The sequence below is a fragment of the Formosa haliotis genome, from assembly GCF_001685485.1.
Taxonomy (GTDB): domain Bacteria; phylum Bacteroidota; class Bacteroidia; order Flavobacteriales; family Flavobacteriaceae; genus Formosa; species Formosa haliotis.
In genome coordinates this window covers 1,468,544-1,486,633 of record NZ_BDEL01000001.1, presented here as the reverse complement: position 1 = coordinate 1,486,633, position 18,090 = coordinate 1,468,544, and the positions used below count along the sequence as shown (strand labels likewise).

The window sequence follows — 18,090 nt, the reverse complement described above, 5'->3', positions numbered from 1 at the left end:
AAAGTTGAAATTAAAGATTTTCAATTAATGGTTAATGGGAAAGCATTGATGGTAAACGGTGTAAACCTGCATGAACATCACGGAGTTAAAGGGCATGCTCCAGACCGTGAAACGATGTTGGAAGATGTAAAGCTGATGAAACTGAATAACATCAATGCCATAAGAATGAGTCATTATCCGCACGACCCATACATTTATACCTTATGCGATGAATACGGTTTGTATGTTGTAGACGAAGCCAATATAGAAACCCATGCCATGGGAGCGGAAAAGCAAGGAACGTTCGATAAATCTAAGCATCCTGCTTATTTGCCAGAATGGGCTGCAGCCCACACAGATAGAATACAGCGCATGTTTCAACAAAACAAAAATAGCAGTTCTGTTATTCTTTGGTCTATGGGTAATGAATGTGGAAATGGCCCCGTGTTTCACGAAGCCTATACATGGTTAAAGGCAGAAGATTCAACACGTTTTGTTATGTTTGAACAAGCCGACGATAATGAAAACACAGATATTGTTGCGCCTATGTATCCCAGGTTAAAAAATATGAAAGCGTATGCAGATAGTTCTGATAACCGTCCATATATTATGTGTGAGTATTCTCATGCCATGGGAAATAGTAATGGGAATTTTCAAGAGTATTTTGATGTGATTGCCACTAATAAAAAGATGCAAGGTGGTTTTATATGGGATTGGGTAGACCAAGGATTAAAAGCAGAAACAGCCGATGGTAGAATGTTTTGGGCCTATGGCGGCGATTTAGGTGGCGAAAACCTACAACACGATCAAAATTTTTGTGCCAACGGCTTGGTTACAGCAGATCGGGTTCCGCATCCAGCATTAGAGGAAATTAAAAAAGTATATCAGGATATCGATTTTAAACTGGTTAATAATAAACTATCGGTGACCAACAACTTCAACTTTATCAATTTAAATGATTTTAATTTTAAATGGGTTTTAAAAGCGAATGGAGAACTAGTTAAAGAAGAGACCTTCAAGGTCACCGCAAACCCAAATGAAACCCAAGATATTACTATTAATCTACCAACCTTAAACCCATCAAAGGAGTATTATTTAGAAGTCTACGCATATACCAAAACAGCAACGACTTTAGTTCCTGAAAACCATGAACAAGCAAGAGAACAATTCAAAATTGGGACAGGTTCTTTTTTCAATCTTAATACGACAGTAGAAGGGCAAATCACTTACACCGTGAAAGATGATGTACTTTCTTTTTCAAATGATTTAGTTGAAGGTACATTGGATTTAAAAACGGGGAAAATCACAAAATATGTGTCGGTAAAAGACAATTCTATACGATTTATTAATTTTCCAGAACCTTATTTCTGGCGTGCACCAACAGACAATGATTATGGGAATAAAATGCCTGAAAAATTGGCCGTTTGGGAAGACGCTTCTAAAAATCTAAAAGTAGAAACTGTGACCGTTGGAGATAAAATGAATGCAGGTATTCCTGTAAAAGTGACGTTTCATATAGAAAATATAGATGTTCCTTATGTTGTTGATTATTTAATTCAAAATGATGGACGCATTAAAGTCACTGCAAGTATAGATATGACAGGTAAAGATTTGCCAGAATTACCACGATTTGGTATGCGTATGGTTTTAGATGGCAAATACAATAATTTAGCGTATTATGGTCGCGGTCCTTGGGAAAATTATTCAGATAGAAATACGGCGTCATTTATGGGAATATATAAAGATGCCGTTAAAAACCAGTTTACTTGGACTTATATTCGTCCGCAAGAAGCAGGTTATAAAACCGATGTACGTTGGTTAACTTTATTAAATTCAAATAATCAAGGATTAAGATTTACGGGCGATCAGCCTTTAGGATTTAGCGCTTTAAATATGAGTACAGAAACTTTAGATGGTGGAAAACAAAAAGCGCAAACGCATCCAACAGATATTAAAGTTGAAAACGATAAAATATATCTACATGTCGATTTAAAACAACGTGGTGTTGGTGGTGATACGAGTTGGGGGGCTTTACCGCATAAGCCTTACCGATTGGAAAATAAAACCTATACCTATAGCTTTACAATGGAACTGGAATAATTCATTATGATTAGAAAAAATAGGACCTGTTTTATACTTTGTTTATTATTGAACGCATCTTCTTTTTCACAAGAAAAAAGTAAAGATGATGAGGTGTTTCAAATTAAAAATCCAGATTATCAGTTGAGCCCCAAAACGGGTATGACTAAGCAACACTGGAAAGATGCCGCCCTTTATTTGTTAGAGGGTGCATTCAGTTATATTCATACCTTGGACGATCCTATGAAGTTCCCTAAACAACCAGGGAAAAGTTATCCGCATGATGAAGCACGCGTACCAACAGAAAAATTAGAAGGTCTATGTAGAACTTTGTTTGTGGCGTCTCCGATTTTAAAAGAAGATCCAAATTTAGTCCTCAATACAATAAACGTAGCTAATTATTATCGCTATCAGATTTCAAAACTAACAGACCCCAAAAGTTCATCCTATATCGTTCCTAGAGCTAAAGATGGTGGTGCAAACCAAAATTTGGTGGAGTTTGGTGCTTTAGCCTTGTCGTTATTGGTAAATACTGAAGTCTTATGGGATCCCTTAACTAAACAGGAAAAAGACGACTTGGCAAGAGTTATGTTAAGTTATGGCGATGGTCCAACGGTAGATTCTAACTGGAAATTTTTCAACATATTTGTATTGAGTTTCTTCAAGGAACAAGGATATCAAGTCAATGAAAAATTACTGGTTGAGTATTTAGAAAATCGCTAACACATTACAGAGGCAACGGATGGTATAACGACAGTCCTGCGTATGATTATTACAGCATGTGGGCCTTTCAGATGTATGGAAGTGTGTGGGCTCAATATTTTGGAGACAAACATTATCCTGAAATTGCAGCGAAATTCAAATCAAACTTTAACGATATGAAAGGGAATTACCCTTACATGTTTAGTGAACATGGCGAAATGATTATGTACGGCAGAAGTATAAGTTATAGAGTGGGAGCAGCAGTACCCTTTCCGTTAATGGGCTTTGAAAATGATGAAAATGTAAATTATGGTTGGATGCGCAGAATTGCATCTGGCGTTATTAAACAATTTTTCACGCACCCAGACTTTATGAAAGATGAGGTACCGACACTTGGTTTTTATGGTGCTTTTGAACCTGCGGTACAGAATTATAGCTGCCGCGGAAGTGTGTATTGGATGGGGAAAATTTTCTTCGGATTATTGTTGCCAGATGATAGTCCGTTTTGGACAGCAACAGAAAATAATGGCGCTTGGGAAGATGAGCTTAAAGAAGGAGAGGTATATAATAAATTTCAAGGTGAATCGGAAGTCTTAATTACAGATTATCCAAATATTGGCGCTTCAGAAATCAGAGCTTGGTGTCATGAAAAAGTAGCCGACGATTGGCAAAAATTTCGTTCTACGGAAAATTATAATCGTTTATCCTATAATAGTGATTTTCCTTGGCAAGCCGATGGATCTCAAGGAGAAGTCGCTATGAATTACGTGATAAAAAATAAAGAGAACCATTGGGAAGCGTTCAGGCTATACACATTTAAATCGTTTGAGGATGGGGTCTATTACAGAGATGTGGTGCTAGAAACCGATGAAACTATCAAGTTTAATTTAGCCGATATACCTTTACCGAACGGCATTTTAAGGGTTGACAAAAACAATAGCGATAATACTATTGCTATGCGTTTAGGGCATTATGCTTTACCTAAATTGGATAAGGACATCACAACCAGAAAACGAAAAGTAAAGAGTCATAACGTGACGATTATTGATAACGGGAAATTTCAGTTGGCTATGGTGCCACTTCTGGGGTGGGAACAAGCTGAAATCGTAACTGCAAAAGGTCTGCATCCAGAAAGCATAGAGAGTTCTGTAATTAACCTGACAGCAACTGCGAATCCAAACACGAAATCCAATATTTATGCGACCCTAATGCTTTGGAAAAAATCTGGAGAAAAATGGGAAAATCAAGATCTGATACCCGTTGATGAAATAGAAGTCTCAGAAGATTCAAATAGCATTAAGGTAAAAAGGAATGATGGTAAAACGACTCTAATAAAATACAATGAGTAGCAATTGGTGTAAAAAATCTAAGATATAAAATTATAAGAAATACAAAAACCAAGACTTAAAAATGAATTAAATCTTGGTTTTAATAGGTGGTTATTCTATAACTGAATAAAACCTGAATGCTACTCCCAAAACGCCATTACCTCCTGTAACAATAGCTACTTTATCTTTTAAATCAAACATGTAATAATTCTTATCTATTTGAATCGTTTTTTCCTGAGTTCCGCACTGGGACACCCAAATCAAAAATCAAATAAATTAGCTAGTAATTTTTGTTTTTGGTTTAGCAGCAGTGTTTCTTTAAAAGTTTTTCCGTTAGTAGGGTCAACAAGTTCTATAGCATAAATAGACTTAGCTATATCAATAGCCTTCTCAGGACTCATTTTGGATGTTTTTAATTTTAGCTGCCGTTCTAGTTCTTTGTAGATTTTATATGCCACGAAATTAATAGTTATGTGAGCCTCAATTCTTTTTTGTAACCTATGATAGATTGGTCGGATTTTTAAATCATGCTTAGATATTCTAAAGGCTTTTTCATTCTTTCATAATACCGCCAAGAATTTTTTTTGTATGATTATAACTAATCTGCTGAAGCGACTCTTTATAATCAGAATAAATCTTATCTAGGTATCAAATCCAATTTCGGTATAAATTTTACTAAGTAACAAGTTAACTCCTTCTATTGAGATAGTTTGGATGCTTTGTTTGACTGTTTCTTTGAAATCTTGAGTTGTAAAATCAAAGGTTTGTTGACCTTCATAATGTGAGATGTAGTCAAGCCCTTGTTGGTAAAATGTTTTAATTTCTGAATCAACCGAAGAACTCCCAATTGTTTTTAGCACTTTGTATTTTCCTGAGCTTTTGTCTATAACTTGGACACTTATAATACCGCTATTATTCTTCTTTTTTCTTACAAACATGGTATAAATATACCGCTGGGACACCCACAACACAAGATTAAATCATGTTATTTCACTGTAATAGTGATGGTTAGCGTTTTTAGGGTAAAAAAGTGCAGAATTCAGGAGATGTATTTATAGATAATAACACGCCTTTATCTTATTCAATTTCAACACAAGGAAGAAGTGCGACATGGAAAGAAAATGTTCTTAGAAACAGTGCAGTAACAACCATTCCGTATAGTTTTACATCGGCAGGAATACATCATATTAAAGTTGGAGTAAATCAAACGGGAATTGTTATTGATTACATTGAAATTATTAAGAATTGATTTATTTTATTTTTTTATTCATTTTAATTCAGAAGAGTAGTAATTTAATTTATATTATAAGAAAAGGGATAGACTTTATGCAATGTCTATCCCTTTTGTATAGAAGTGTACTATTTATAGATTTAATTACTGTTTTTTATTTAATCCTTTATAATTGTTTTGGTAATTACTCCTTCAGTATTTTTTACCTTAATAATATACATACCACTAGACAGATGCTCTAGGGATAATTGGTATTTATCCTTGTTGAAAGACTCTTTAACTAAAAGATGCCCTAAACAATCGTAAACTAATATTTGACTATCAAGTCCTGGATTTTTTTGCAGTGAAATATTTAAATAGTCTTGTGTTGGATTAGGGAAAAATGAAATACGGTTTTTGTTTAGGTCATCATCTGAAATAGATAGATTGTCTTCATGATTTACGATTAAAACACCGTTAGTGTATAATTCGGAAGTGTCCCAAGCTAAATTATTTGTTAATGCAGGTGTAATATCTGCGAATTTTCCTTCGATTGTTTCTGCATCAAAAATAGCAAAACGATCCCCTTCTTTAAATTCGTTCCCTAAATTATTAATATGAAGTATACCATTATATTTCAATGTCCCGGAAGTTGTAATTTTGTCGTAAGAATTGTCGTTTATATCTATTTTTAAAATTGAGGTTTCAGAAAAACTAACATCTTTGGAAAACCGTAATTGTCCAACTATATTTTCTCGTCCTGGGGCCAAGATTGCATCATCTTGTAGCAGCAGGTTTCCATCCATAGAGCCATTTCCAGAAAGTATAGCATGAGCATCTACAGTTACCATACCTGTTCCTGTACCGCTACCAATAGTATTGTCTACGATAAGTTCTCCGGCTTCTATTTTAGTTCCTCCAGAATAAGTGTTTGAATTTGTTAAGGTCCACGTACCAGAACCCGATTTAATTATAGCCGTTTTAGAACCTGAACCTTTAAAGGCTGTTTCATCTATAACACCATTAAAAATAGCATCTGTGTTTTTTCCTCCAACTTTCCAAGTTAAGGTTCTGGATCCGTAACCTGAGGACAAAAAAGAATTGGAAGTACCCGATAGTTCTCCTAACTCAATAGTTTCGTTTGAGTCTAATCTGAACAGGATTGAAACGCCGTCTGCTAAATTAATAGAAGTATTTACATACCCATTTTTATTTCCGAGTATAAACCAGCCGCCATCACTATCTGTGGTTACATTTACATGTCCGTTAAATTCAGACCAGTCTCCGTACATTTCAGATCTAATCCATGGGGCGTAAAGATTTAGAATACCTGCACCTCTAAGAGTACCTCTAAATTCGCAGCGACCATCTAATCTCCATTCTGCTTGTTTTTCTTCTGGTATAATAACATTCCAATAGGCTTTACTAAAAGAATTGGTGTCGTCTAGCATACTTAGCATACCGCCTTCTAAAACAATATTTCCATCGTTAAACCCATGGGAAATACTTTCTTCCGATCCTAAATGAATTATTCCTTCTTTTAAAATAACATTGCCCAGAATCGTATTTTTATTATTTAGTTGAATCTGTCCTGTTCCTGTTTTTTCTAATTTTCCTTTACCAGAAATTTCTCCATTTAGAATTGCTATAACACCATCAGGAGCTATAATGGTGGCATTTTTATCTAAAGTAAGTATGCCTCTATCGGTTTCTATGTTTGAAGAAAATTCTAATGTTCCGCCATTTATTTGTAGATTTTCAGGTAGATTTGATGCGGCTCCAATAGATCCAGATTCACCGCCGTTAGAAAGTGCATCTACACTAATTTTACCGCCTTCAATTGTGGTAATACCTGTAAAATTATGGTTTCCTTTAATATATAAAGTACCATCTCCCTGTTTTAGTAATCCGCCATCGCCATTAATACTGCCATCTCCCTGTATAAAATAATCGGAATCTGAATTTACGGTAATTTGACCAATAGGCAGTGTGCCAGATGTTTCAATAGTATTTTTTGATGCTCCAGAATCATCAAAAATAACATAGTCTGAAGGAGCGAATAAATCCGAATCCGTTCCATTGTACCAATTATACGTTTCGGCTAAATCCCAAACGTTACTCGTATTTCCTCGCCAATATACAGTTGTTGGATTTCTCACCCATTCAACTTCCATGGTTATGGTAGCACCTGTATTGTTTAATTCGTATTTAATACCAGGAATCCCTTCTACTTTTACATTATCTAAATCGATATCAAAATCTTTCCCATATTCAATTAGTGTATAGGTTCCGCTGTTTAACCCATCATTTATGGTATTAAAAACAAATGTCACATCCCCATTAAATTGAACAGATTCGTTAAACACCAGTTTATCATTTAAACCAATTGGGTCATCCGATAAATCGAAATTAAAGTTAATACCATCTTTAATAGTTACTGCACCATTTACCGTTAATATGCCTGCTTTTTTATCTTCACCAGCATACATGTGGACCCCTTTTCCCAAATTAAGCGTTTTACCAACAATACCTTCGCCTCCAAAAGTGGCATAATCTTTAATGATTATAGAACTATTTTCTAAGTTTCCATTTATAAAGAGACCGCCTTGCCAGACGGTAGAGGTACCAGTAAATGTGTTGCTATTATTTAAAAAGACATTACTATTCCCTAATTTGACAAGTTCCATAGTTCCAGTTAAGTGTCCTTCACCAGTTAATATGTAATTAGAAGCCGAATTAAAAGTAACACTAGTAGGTGTTATATCTCCAACTAATTGTATGGGTTGTTTGGTTTCACCTGACTCATCAAACAATACAACATCTTCTTGGTGGTATTCGGATACGTTATCGTTTAAAAACCAGTTTGAAGATTTTTCTATATCCCATACATCACCTTTATTCCAAATTAATTTATTATTAGTTAAAGGTGCAGGAGGAGGTGTATCCATACCATATCCCAAATAAAAAGAAGGCCACGGGGGTTGATTATACCCTACATTTTGCCATGCTATTGCCACTCTATACTGAGGATCATGCATTAAAGTGTACATTTTTCTTTTAGATTTTGTTGGATTTAAAAATATTCTTAGAGCTTTATTATCGCTTGTACGAAGCATTAATTCTTCTCTCCAGTCTCCAAGTAAATCGGCTTGCAAATTGGGTGTTTTTTTAGTGCTATTATTAGAATTACAATCTGTAGCATTAAAAACTTCACCTACACCATATTTCGTTATGCTTGTTCCGTCAAGTAATTCACGTTGTAAATCGTCATCCCACCAAATCGCGAAATTAATTGAAGGTCTATCTGATAGTACTTTAACTCCTTTAGAATTATAAACGCCTAAACCACTAGATGCCCATGATTCAGCTCCTAATTGTGTAGAATCTATATCTGCAATTAAACCTCTGCCGACATCGGTATTCATTTTATATTGCCATATAATATCTCCTGTTTTGGCACTTCTAAATGTAATCCCATCAACTTTATTTTCGTGTGGCATAAAGACTTCTTGCCCAGGTCTTTCTGGGTCAAAATCTGAAACATGTAAAGCATCTCCATGACCTAAACCTGTATTATAAAGACCTGTCCCATCATCATCGACAGTCATAGAACCGTAAATAATTTCATCTTTTCCATCTGCATCTACATCGGCTATACTTAAACTATGGTTTCCTTGACCTCCATAACCTTTGTTTTCTTCATCGTTCGAATCAAATATCCAACGTTGGGTAAGTTTACCATCTTTCCAATCCCAGGCAGCCAAAACACTACGCGTGTAGTATCCGCGACACATTACTAGGCTAGGATTTTTACCGTCTAAAAAAGCAACTCCTGCTAAAAAACGATCAACACGGTTCCCATAATTATCTCCCCAGGAACTAACATCCCCACGGGCAGGCAAATAGTCTACAGTTGCCATTTCTGCACCCGTTTCGCCATTAAAGATGGTTAAAAACTCAGGGCCTGATAGGACGCGTCCAGCACTATTTCTATAATCTGCAGTGGCGTCTCCAATAATTTTTCCTTGGCCATCTATGGTTCCATCCGCCGTTTTACAGGCGATTTCAGATTTTCCATCCCCATCAAAATCAAACACTATAAACTGAGTGTAGTGAGCACCTGCTCTAATATTATGACCTAAATCGATACGCCATTTAAATTCGCCTTCCAAAGTATAAGCATCTAAATAAACATTACCAGTATAGCCCTCATGAGAGTTATCTTTGGAATTTGTTGGATCCCATTTTAAGATAATTTCATATTGGCCATCACCATCTAAATCGCCAACACTGGCATCGTTTGCCGTGTATGTATAAGAAACATTATCTGGTGTAATACCGCCATCGGGGGTGTTAAGTGGAATTTCTAGATAATCTTGCTGCAATACATCGACAGACTCAGAGGTGTCTTTTTCTTCACCATTTATAACTGTTTTTACTTGATAAGATCCATCGCTGGAAACGGTATCTATAAAATTTGTTGAATTCTCGATTGGCGTGTCGTTTATTAAAACGCCATCTCTGTAAACATTAAAAGCGGTAGATTGATTTTCATATCCCAATAGTCGCCACCCGATATAGACCTGATCGGTTGTAGTTCTTACAGCTATAAGCCCTCGATTTAAGGTTTCTAGTTTTCGTTGTGCTACACTTAAATTTATTCCAATAAAGAATAATATTAGTGTAAGAAAGTAAGTTTTTTTCATTTTAAAATTTTAGGTTACTAGAATTATGACCTCATAAAAAATCATATAATCTAGAATTAGTTAGATTGTTTGTAGCATTAATAGTCAGAGACAAAAAATGCATTTTGGAAATTCAAATTGTTAGGGTGTTGGTGGCGATCTACTCAATTGTTAGGGCTTAAGGTTTATCTTTAGAAAACAAAGCTTTACCTGAAAAAACATAATAAGCTTGTTGTTTTTTTTACTACTTAAATTTATTGAGATTTCGGAGCTAAAGCATCCTGTACTGTCATGGAATACAGTATGATAGGTCTTTTTTTTTGAATTTGATTCAAATAATTAATAGGTTTCTGAAAAATTCAGGTCTACTTATAAAGGTTTATTGATAATAGTTATTGCAATTATGTAGTAGAACAAGGCTTCTTTTGCAGTAATAGATAAATGGAAGCCGGAATGTACCTAAAGAGGAACGGGTAAAAAGGGATGTAAATAGCATAATAATTCATGCATAAAAAAAATCCCAGATTAAAAATTGACCTGAGATTTTAGATAGTATATGGTTTATGAGATACTGCTTTATTTTTTAGGTAATTCTATATAATCTCTTAATCCGCTTGCTTTAGAGTTTTTTAGCGTTTCTGCAATAGTTTTTGCTGTAAATGTGGCGCCTTTTAGATTGGTATGGGTATGATCTTGAGGAAAGAATAGTTTTACTTGGTCTTTGCCTAAACCTTCATATTTGGTAGCTACTAAATCATTAACATTCATATAATACACATGTTCTGCATTAGCTGCTTGTTCTGCCCAAGTTACATAGGAATCTGTTCGACGCTCGACTTTACCATGTGGCCATTCATTTCTTGGTGTTAAACTTAAAACTATAGGTGTTGCTCCTGTTTCTTTAGTTTCTCTAATCATTTTTATTAGGTTGTACCCATAAGTATGCACCGTTTCGGTAAGGCTATCGCGATCTACTACTTGTGTTTCTTCTCCCATTCCTTTTAAAGATCCGCGATATTTTTTCTTATCAATATTTCCTGCATCGTTATGTCCAAATTGAATAAAAACAAAATCACCAGCTTTAAATTCTGTTTTTGCCTTATCCCATAAACCTTCATAAATAAAGGTTCTAGTACTCCGTCCGCCACGTGCTTTATTGATGACGTTAACACGCATGGTGTCTATGTATTTTGGAAAAGGAACACCCCAACCAATAGTATTAGGGTTGTCGCTGATTGCCATGGTAGAGTCACCTATTAAAAAGAAATTAATTTTTTTTGGGAGTATAATTTTCGGTTCGTTTAATACATATTGTTTTAACGGGTTGGTTGAAGCTTTTAAATCGTCTATAATACAAGAAGCTGCTAATACGGCCCCTTTTGCAGAGGTATGTGTATGATCTCTTAGATAAAAGTAGGTGCCTGTAACGCCTGATTCCCCAAAGGATTCTAGTTTTTTAGACATGTGTTTATTTAGATCTATAAAAGTAACCTGTTCTTGTTCGGCAATTTGTTTGGCCCATAATCCATAAGAATTATTGTTTCTAGGAATACGTCCGTTTTGCCATTTATTTCTAGGAATAGGGGACATAATAATAGGTATGGCGCCCTTAGCTTTAGCATCGGTCACAATTTTTCTGATATACCAACCGTAACTGTGAACAATTTCATGTTTTTTTGTAATTAAATTATCTATTTTTTCGGTTTCATCTCCAATACCTTTAATGGTACCTCTAGCTCTTATAGTGTCGTTTACGGGGCCATTATCGTTATGTCCAAACTGAATTAATACATAATCACCTGTTCTTAGTTTATTGTTTACTGTATCCCATAAACCAAGGTTTTGATAGGTTCTACTACTCGTACCTCCCAAAGCATGATTTTCTATGGAAACTTTGGTAGTATCTAAAAACTGACCAATAAAGTCGCCCCAGCCCCAGAGTCCGCCGTCGCCATTACCTCTGCCGTTTTTTACCGTTGAGTCTCCAACGGTGTAAACGGTAGGTTTTAAGGTCTGAGAATCTTTATTATTACAATTAAAAAAAGAGAGGCTTAAAAGGCCTACGGCTAAGAATTTTAATACGTTCATTATAATGTTTTATTTAATTTGAATTTGATCTAAAGTCGAACCATAATGTCATCGGGATTCCTACATCGCCACTTTTAATACGAATGTTGGTTGGTTGACTTTCGGGACCTTGATCTTGTAAGGCTTTAAAGGCTCTCATACCTGGAATTTCGTACATGAATGAAATATTACCTTCTGGAAATTCTGGCTGAGGAAAGACTTTAGATACTGCTTTTTGAGGCAAATCGGGTGTGAATAATCTCAGGAATAATTTATCAGATTCACTAAAGAATTTAAGGTCTCCATTTTTAGTTTTTAAATTGGCAGCTAAAAGGTTGGCATGATAACCTTTAAATTCTGGATATACTAAATTTTCAAAACTTTCTCCTGTTATGGTTTGGTTATAGTCTTTTTCCCAAAGCCCCATTGTGGTTCCTTTTATGCGGTTTTTCCATACGTGGTAAGGGCCATTGCCAAGCCATTTTATATGTTCTACGCCCTCTTCTGGAAAATCGAAAGTCAATCCGAATTCACTAATCTCACCTTGTATAAACGCTCCGTCGAAACCACTATTTCGGCCCGCATTTTTTAGTAGTAAAGCTTTCATTTTTAATCGGCCATCATTAAACATAGTCCATGTAATGTTGTCAATGCCTCCAGAATACTTTACTTGGCAAACAATAGAGTCTTTAAATTGCTCTATTTTTATAGTTTCAACTTTGGCTTTCATACCAACAGGTCTTGGACCATTACTAAAAGGAACATTCCCTTTTTTGTTTTTTATAGAAACAATTTCTCCAGTTTTTTTGTCTAGTTCTACACTTATGTTTTTACTATACATTAGAACTTTACCATCAGATTCCGATATGCTAGTAGCTGTAGCTTCTGTTTCAGCTTTTATGAATTTTTGAGCAAAGTAAGGCGCCCGATGAATTGGCCAGGACCAGGTGTAAATTTCTCTACCATGTTTGTCTGTAGCTGTAATTTCTAACCAATCACCTTTAAAGAAATTCGTGGGTACATTAAAGTGAATAGCACGTGTCTCTCCAGGTTGAATATCGCCAACTTCAATAGGGTTCGTGGTTATAACTACTTTTTTACTGTTAGTGTATAACGCATCTTTATCTGCGCTAAGAACACGATATTCCAGTTTACAGCTATTAAGATTGGTATATATATAGTCGTTTGTAACAAAGAACGATCCATCAAAAGTAGAGGTGATTTGTTTGGGTTTAATCTGGATTGGTGCCCATACCTCTTTTACGGTAAAAAAGCTACCTTCCTTTTCACGGTGAGGTCCTAAAACGCCATCCGAGGCTAAATTGCCTTTAGAATCGTATTTTTGTTCGCCAGTCCAATCTGTTCGTAATACAGCTTCATCTAACATGGCCCACATAAATCCACCAGCGAATAACGGACTTTGCTTATAGCGTGTCCAGAAATCTTCCAGGCCAGCTCCAATACCATTATCGTAGGTGCCGTGCATAAATTCTGTAGGGAAAAATACATTCTCACCATTATTAAATCGGTGCATTCCGGTTAGGTAAGTCGGGTAGTGGTGCGTATCCCAACCATCAAAATCGGACCAAGGATGAATAATAATTCTTTTTTGTGGGTCGTACTCGTGGAAGACATGATCGATATCGTAATTCCAACCACCTTCGTTCCCGTGATCCCAAATAATTACGGACGGATGATTTACATCGCGTTGTACCATTTCTTTTATTAGAGTCGTACCTGTTTTGGTGTCGTAACCATTTTGCCAGCCCGCCAATTCATCTAAAACAAAAAGGCCTAGCGAATCACATACTTCAAGAAAATGTGTTGCTGGCGGGTAATGAAAACGCACCGCATTCATGTTCATATCTTTAATTAAGTTTACATCTAGAATACTGATGTCTTTATCGGTGCTACGTCCAGATTCTGGCCAGATTTCATGGCGGTTAATCCCTTTCATTATTATTTTTTTGCCATTCACATAAATGCCATCTTTTTTAAGAAATTCTAGGGTTCTAAATCCAATTTTAGAGGTGTATTTATGTACAGGGTTCCCATTTTTAACTATAGCTATTTCTAATTGATATAGTTTAGGGTTTTCGGGATTCCACGGTTCTACACCATCCCATTTTGCCTGAATGGTTTGTTTAGTACTGCTTTTAGTAACTGGAAATGTTTGTGGTTTAAAAGTCTCTTTACTGCCTATAGGACTTATACTAGCTTGTAATGTAGCATCTTTAGGCGTATTGTTCAAATTAATTACAGCCGTTAAACTGCCATCCATTTTGGCATCAACAGCAACGTGCTCTATATTGGTTTTTGGTTTGATTTCTAACCAAACAGGTCTATAAATACCACCAAATAACCACCAATCGGTTTTGCGCTCGGCATTATTAACGGTTGCATTACTAGAATGTTTAGAAACATGAACTTCAAGTAGGTTTTCAGCTCCAATTTTTACTAAATCGGTAATGTTGTACTTGAATTCATAAAAGCCTCCTTGATGGATTTCTCCTGCTATTTTGCCGTTAATTTTTACTTCGGTATCGGTCATAGCACCGCCAAAAACGATAACAACTTCTTGATTTTTATACACTTCAGGAACTTCAAATTTATATTTATAGAAGCCTTGTTCTTTACTAGGTTCTTTTTGGTTTAATTCTTTGTACCATCTACCATAAGTATACGTTCCAAAACCTTCAAGCTCCCAATTAGAGGGTACATTTATCGTACTCCAAGTATTGCTATTGTTACCCCCAGTACACATAAACTCCCATTGTACGGGGTTTTTGAAATCTTTACCTGATAAATAGATTTTTTTAGTGTCTTGGCCAAAGCTTAATTGAAAACTAAGACATAGTAAAAGAAAAAATAAGCGTGATTTATACATGATGTAATTATTGGTCAAATATTAGTTTGTATTAATTGCCATCTGGTTTATTTATTTCAAACCTAGAGCTCATGGGTACCGTCCAATCTTTTAATTGGTCTGGTTGTTTTGGGGTATATTCTGAAATACCATTGTTAAAATATTTAACGAGATCTAAATTGAGGTTCTGAATACCCAAAAGCACACATTTTGCAACTTCATTGGCACCAAAACTATTAAAATGTGTATTGTCATCTAAGGCTTTATCTTGCCCAGGAAACGTATTTGCTGGGTATTGAACAAATGCCAATCTAGAATTTTGATCGCCCCAGGCTTCGTACAGTTCTGTTGTCATTTTTGTAAGATCGATTAAAGGAACTTGTAAATCGCTAGCTACTTTTCGCATGGCATCAGGAAAATCACCATGAGTTGGATTTAAGGTGTTATTTTTATTAAAAGCACGACGTTGGGTTGGTGTAAGTAAAACCGGGATGCCACCTTTGTCTCTGGCTTTTAGTACAAACTCTTTTAATAAATTACTGTACAATCCCCAAGCGCCATTACCTTCTCCTTTTATTTTTTCGTCGTTATGACCAAATTCTATAAAAAGATAATCTCCAGGTCGCATTTTAGATAGGATTTTATCTAAACGTTTTCTACCTTTAAAAGAACTCAAAGACGCACCAGAATTAGCATAGTTGGCTACCACAACATTGGTGTTAAAAAAAGCGGTAATAAATTGTCCCCAAGACCCCCAAGGTTCCACATCTTGGTCGGTTACCGTAGAGTCGCCAGCAAGAAAAAGCGTTTTGATCTTGGTAATCGGTGTGATTTTAAGGCTTTGTATGGCTGAGTTTCCTAGAAATTCAAGTGTTAATTTATCGTCCCAATTCAAATAGTTGTTTTCACGATCTTTAATAGAAATACTTGACGAGTCGTTTATTTTTGGTGTGCGTACATTTACTATAAAACTTTTATGAACGGTATGGTTTTTATTCACCTTAATTTCTGGTAACATGAGTCGTCTAGATTCAGCTTTTACAGTGGTGTTCGATGCCTTTTTTTCTCCTAAAATAAGGTCTATTTTGTAATTGCCTTCAGGTAGTTTTACCGAAAAATAAATACTGCCAGTTCCCGTTAAAGCTTTATTTTTTAAGGAGACATTTTCTGCGGAATTAAAATCGAAACCATAACCTGTTTGTTTGGAATAGGTTATGGGATTAGCGATTTGTATCGCTGTTTTATCGTTACTTTCTTTTCCGAAGTAGAATGAATAAGAGTCGGTTTGCCGTTGCCCAATTATGCAGCTTGTAATAAAATGGATTAAAAGAAAAAGGATTGGTTTCATTATTAAAGGATGAAGATTATTATTAGGGTGTTGGTTTTAGGGTTTAAATATGCTCTATGCGTATAATAAACTACTAAATTAAGGACTATAACCTGGTTTACTATCCTGTACTATGATGAACATTCCGGTTTCTTTAATCTTAAGGTAAATTAAGTTTCTAATAATTTCAACATTCCAAGATTGGCTAGAGCTTGTTGTTTAGGGAGTTGGTTAATAAAATTATTGAAAAAAAGGGGTGTAAAACTAAAAATTTATTGGTTTATTTTTTTAAGTCATGTATGTACAGGATACTTTATTAATGAATTTTGCCCAAATTGCCTCTATAAATTTGAAACACTTTGCTCTTGAAACCAAAATGTCAACTCGTTAGTATTATAGTGCTTTTACTCCTGTTATCTTGTAAACAAAAGGAAACAACAGAATCGCAAGAGATTAAAATAGAACAAAATTATGTAGCTCCAGACTGGGTTACTAAAGTTGGAGCAGCAACGCCTACAATTAAAGATACCGTATATTATGTAAATGATTTTGGAGCGGTTAATGATGGTAAAACATTAAATACAGAAGCCATTCAAAATGCTATAGATGCCTGTTATAAAAATGGAGGAGGAACTATTACTTTTAAATCGGGAACTTACCTAACTGGATCTGTTTTTATAAAAGAAAATATACGATTTCTTGTTGGTAAAGATGTTACTATTCTTGGCAGCGAAAACATTAAAGATTACAAAGAAATAGATACGCGTGTAGCAGGTGTAGAAATAGAATGGCCAGCGGCATTAATTAATGTACGAAACCAGAACAATGTCATTATTGAAGGAGAAGGTGTTATAGATGGTCAAGGTAAAGTGTTTTGGGATTATTATTGGAAGCTTAGAAAGGAAGATTACGAACCTAAAGGCTTACGTTGGATAGTAGATTACGATGCTAAACGACCGCGAACTATTTTAATTTCGGATGCTAAAAATGTAATGCTGAAAGATTTGCAGCTTCAAAAGGCTGGATTTTGGACAGTTCAAGTGTTGTATTCCGAGTATATAACTGTAGAAGGGTTAACAATTAAAAATAATATTGGTGGTCATGGTCCTAGTACCGATGGTATCGATATAGATTCTTCCAAATGGATTTTAGTTCAAAATTGCGATATTGATTGTAATGACGATAATTTTTGCTTAAAAGCAGGTCGCGATTGGGATGGCCTTCGTGTAAATAAACCCACAGAATACGTGGTGATTAAAGATTGTATTGCACGTAGTGGTGCTGGGCTATTTACTATAGGTAGTGAAACTTCAGGAAGCATCCGTCATGTGTACGTGTCCAATATAAAAGGATTGGGTACTAGTAACGGTTTAAACATAAAGTCGGCTACAACCCGAGGTGGAACTGTTGAAGAAATTTATCTAGAAAATATTAAAATGGATAGTGTGGGCACTTTTATTAAAGTTTCTATGAACTGGAATCCAACCTATAGTTATTCTAAATTACCCGAAAACTACGACCCTAACACGATACCCGAACATTGGAAAAAAATGTTAAAAACTGTAGAGCCTGCATCTAAAGGAATTCCAACCTTCAAGAATATTACGTTACAAAATATAGATGTAAAAGGTGCTAAAACGGCCATAAATGTAAACGGCTTGGAGCAATCCATTATCGAAAATATCACATTAAATAATGTGTCTATAGAAGCACAAACTGCAGGGAAAATTAAGTACAGTAAAGATTGGCAGTTAAAGAATGTATCCCTAAAAATACGTGATAGTTCTATGGTGGACATGAATCACGTATCCAATATTCCTCTTTCTAAAACAAACTACACAAATTAA

The 18,090-nt window shown here is 35.3% G+C and carries 10 protein-coding genes and 1 pseudogene; 5 read left to right on the top strand and 6 right to left on the bottom strand.

The annotated features are described in order from the left end of the window. Positions 1-27: 27 nt before the first annotated feature. From A9D35_RS05905 to A9D35_RS05900, 3 genes and pseudogenes are all read left to right on the top strand, one after another. Entirely contained in the window at positions 28-2,079 is a 2,052-nt protein-coding gene (locus A9D35_RS05905) for a glycoside hydrolase family 2 TIM barrel-domain containing protein (RefSeq protein ID WP_369692149.1), read from the top strand. Between the two features lie 48 nt (positions 2,080-2,127). Further along, positions 2,128-2,781: a DUF2264 domain-containing protein gene (locus A9D35_RS19455; protein ID WP_262487481.1), complete on the top strand. Its 654-nt coding sequence runs from the start codon at positions 2,128-2,130 to the stop codon at positions 2,779-2,781. Between the two features lie 53 nt (positions 2,782-2,834). Then, a pseudogene (locus tag A9D35_RS05900) lies at positions 2,835-4,109 on the top strand (DUF2264 domain-containing protein); the annotation flags it as partial. A gap of 239 nt (positions 4,110-4,348) precedes the next feature. Here the strand turns inward: A9D35_RS05900 and A9D35_RS18345 are convergent. Together A9D35_RS18345 and A9D35_RS05895 are read right to left on the bottom strand one after the other, a co-directional pair. Then, positions 4,349-4,546 carry a hypothetical protein gene (locus A9D35_RS18345; RefSeq protein WP_141675488.1) on the bottom strand — a complete coding sequence of 66 codons (198 nt, stop codon included), beginning with the start codon at positions 4,544-4,546 and terminating at the stop codon, positions 4,349-4,351. A 183-nt stretch (positions 4,547-4,729) separates the two neighbouring features. Beyond that, entirely contained in the window at positions 4,730-5,026 is a 297-nt protein-coding gene (locus A9D35_RS05895) for a hypothetical protein (RefSeq protein ID WP_066220298.1), read from the bottom strand. A 92-nt stretch (positions 5,027-5,118) separates the two neighbouring features. Here A9D35_RS05895 and A9D35_RS05890 point away from each other — a divergent pair, with 92 nt between their 5' ends. Continuing rightward, the gene (locus A9D35_RS05890) at positions 5,119-5,337 is read left to right on the top strand and encodes a hypothetical protein (RefSeq protein ID WP_066220293.1); all 219 of its coding nucleotides are present in this window, start codon (positions 5,119-5,121) and stop codon (positions 5,335-5,337) included. Positions 5,338-5,477: 140 nt separating this feature from the next. On the opposite strand, the gene A9D35_RS19540 is transcribed toward A9D35_RS05890, so the two are convergent. The 4 genes from A9D35_RS19540 to A9D35_RS05870 form a co-directional block, all read right to left on the bottom strand. Further along, positions 5,478-10,004 carry a rhamnogalacturonan lyase family protein gene (locus A9D35_RS19540; RefSeq protein ID WP_066220291.1) on the bottom strand — a complete coding sequence of 1,509 codons (4,527 nt, stop codon included), beginning with the start codon at positions 10,002-10,004 and terminating at the stop codon, positions 5,478-5,480. Positions 10,005-10,559: 555 nt separating this feature from the next. Continuing rightward, positions 10,560-12,071: a rhamnogalacturonan acetylesterase gene (locus A9D35_RS05880; protein ID WP_066220289.1), complete on the bottom strand. Its 1,512-nt coding sequence runs from the start codon at positions 12,069-12,071 to the stop codon at positions 10,560-10,562. A 13-nt stretch (positions 12,072-12,084) separates the two neighbouring features. Beyond that, a complete protein-coding gene (locus A9D35_RS05875; protein WP_066220286.1) occupies positions 12,085-14,937 on the bottom strand; it encodes a glycoside hydrolase family 2 TIM barrel-domain containing protein in 2,853 nt (950 codons plus the stop codon). Positions 14,938-14,968: 31 nt separating this feature from the next. Then, positions 14,969-16,264 carry a rhamnogalacturonan acetylesterase gene (locus A9D35_RS05870; RefSeq protein ID WP_083191638.1) on the bottom strand — a complete coding sequence of 432 codons (1,296 nt, stop codon included), beginning with the start codon at positions 16,262-16,264 and terminating at the stop codon, positions 14,969-14,971. A gap of 344 nt (positions 16,265-16,608) precedes the next feature. On the opposite strand from A9D35_RS05870, the gene A9D35_RS05865 reads away from it, so the two are divergent. Then, positions 16,609-18,090: a glycoside hydrolase family 28 protein gene (locus tag A9D35_RS05865; RefSeq protein WP_066220283.1), complete on the top strand. Its 1,482-nt coding sequence runs from the start codon at positions 16,609-16,611 to the stop codon at positions 18,088-18,090.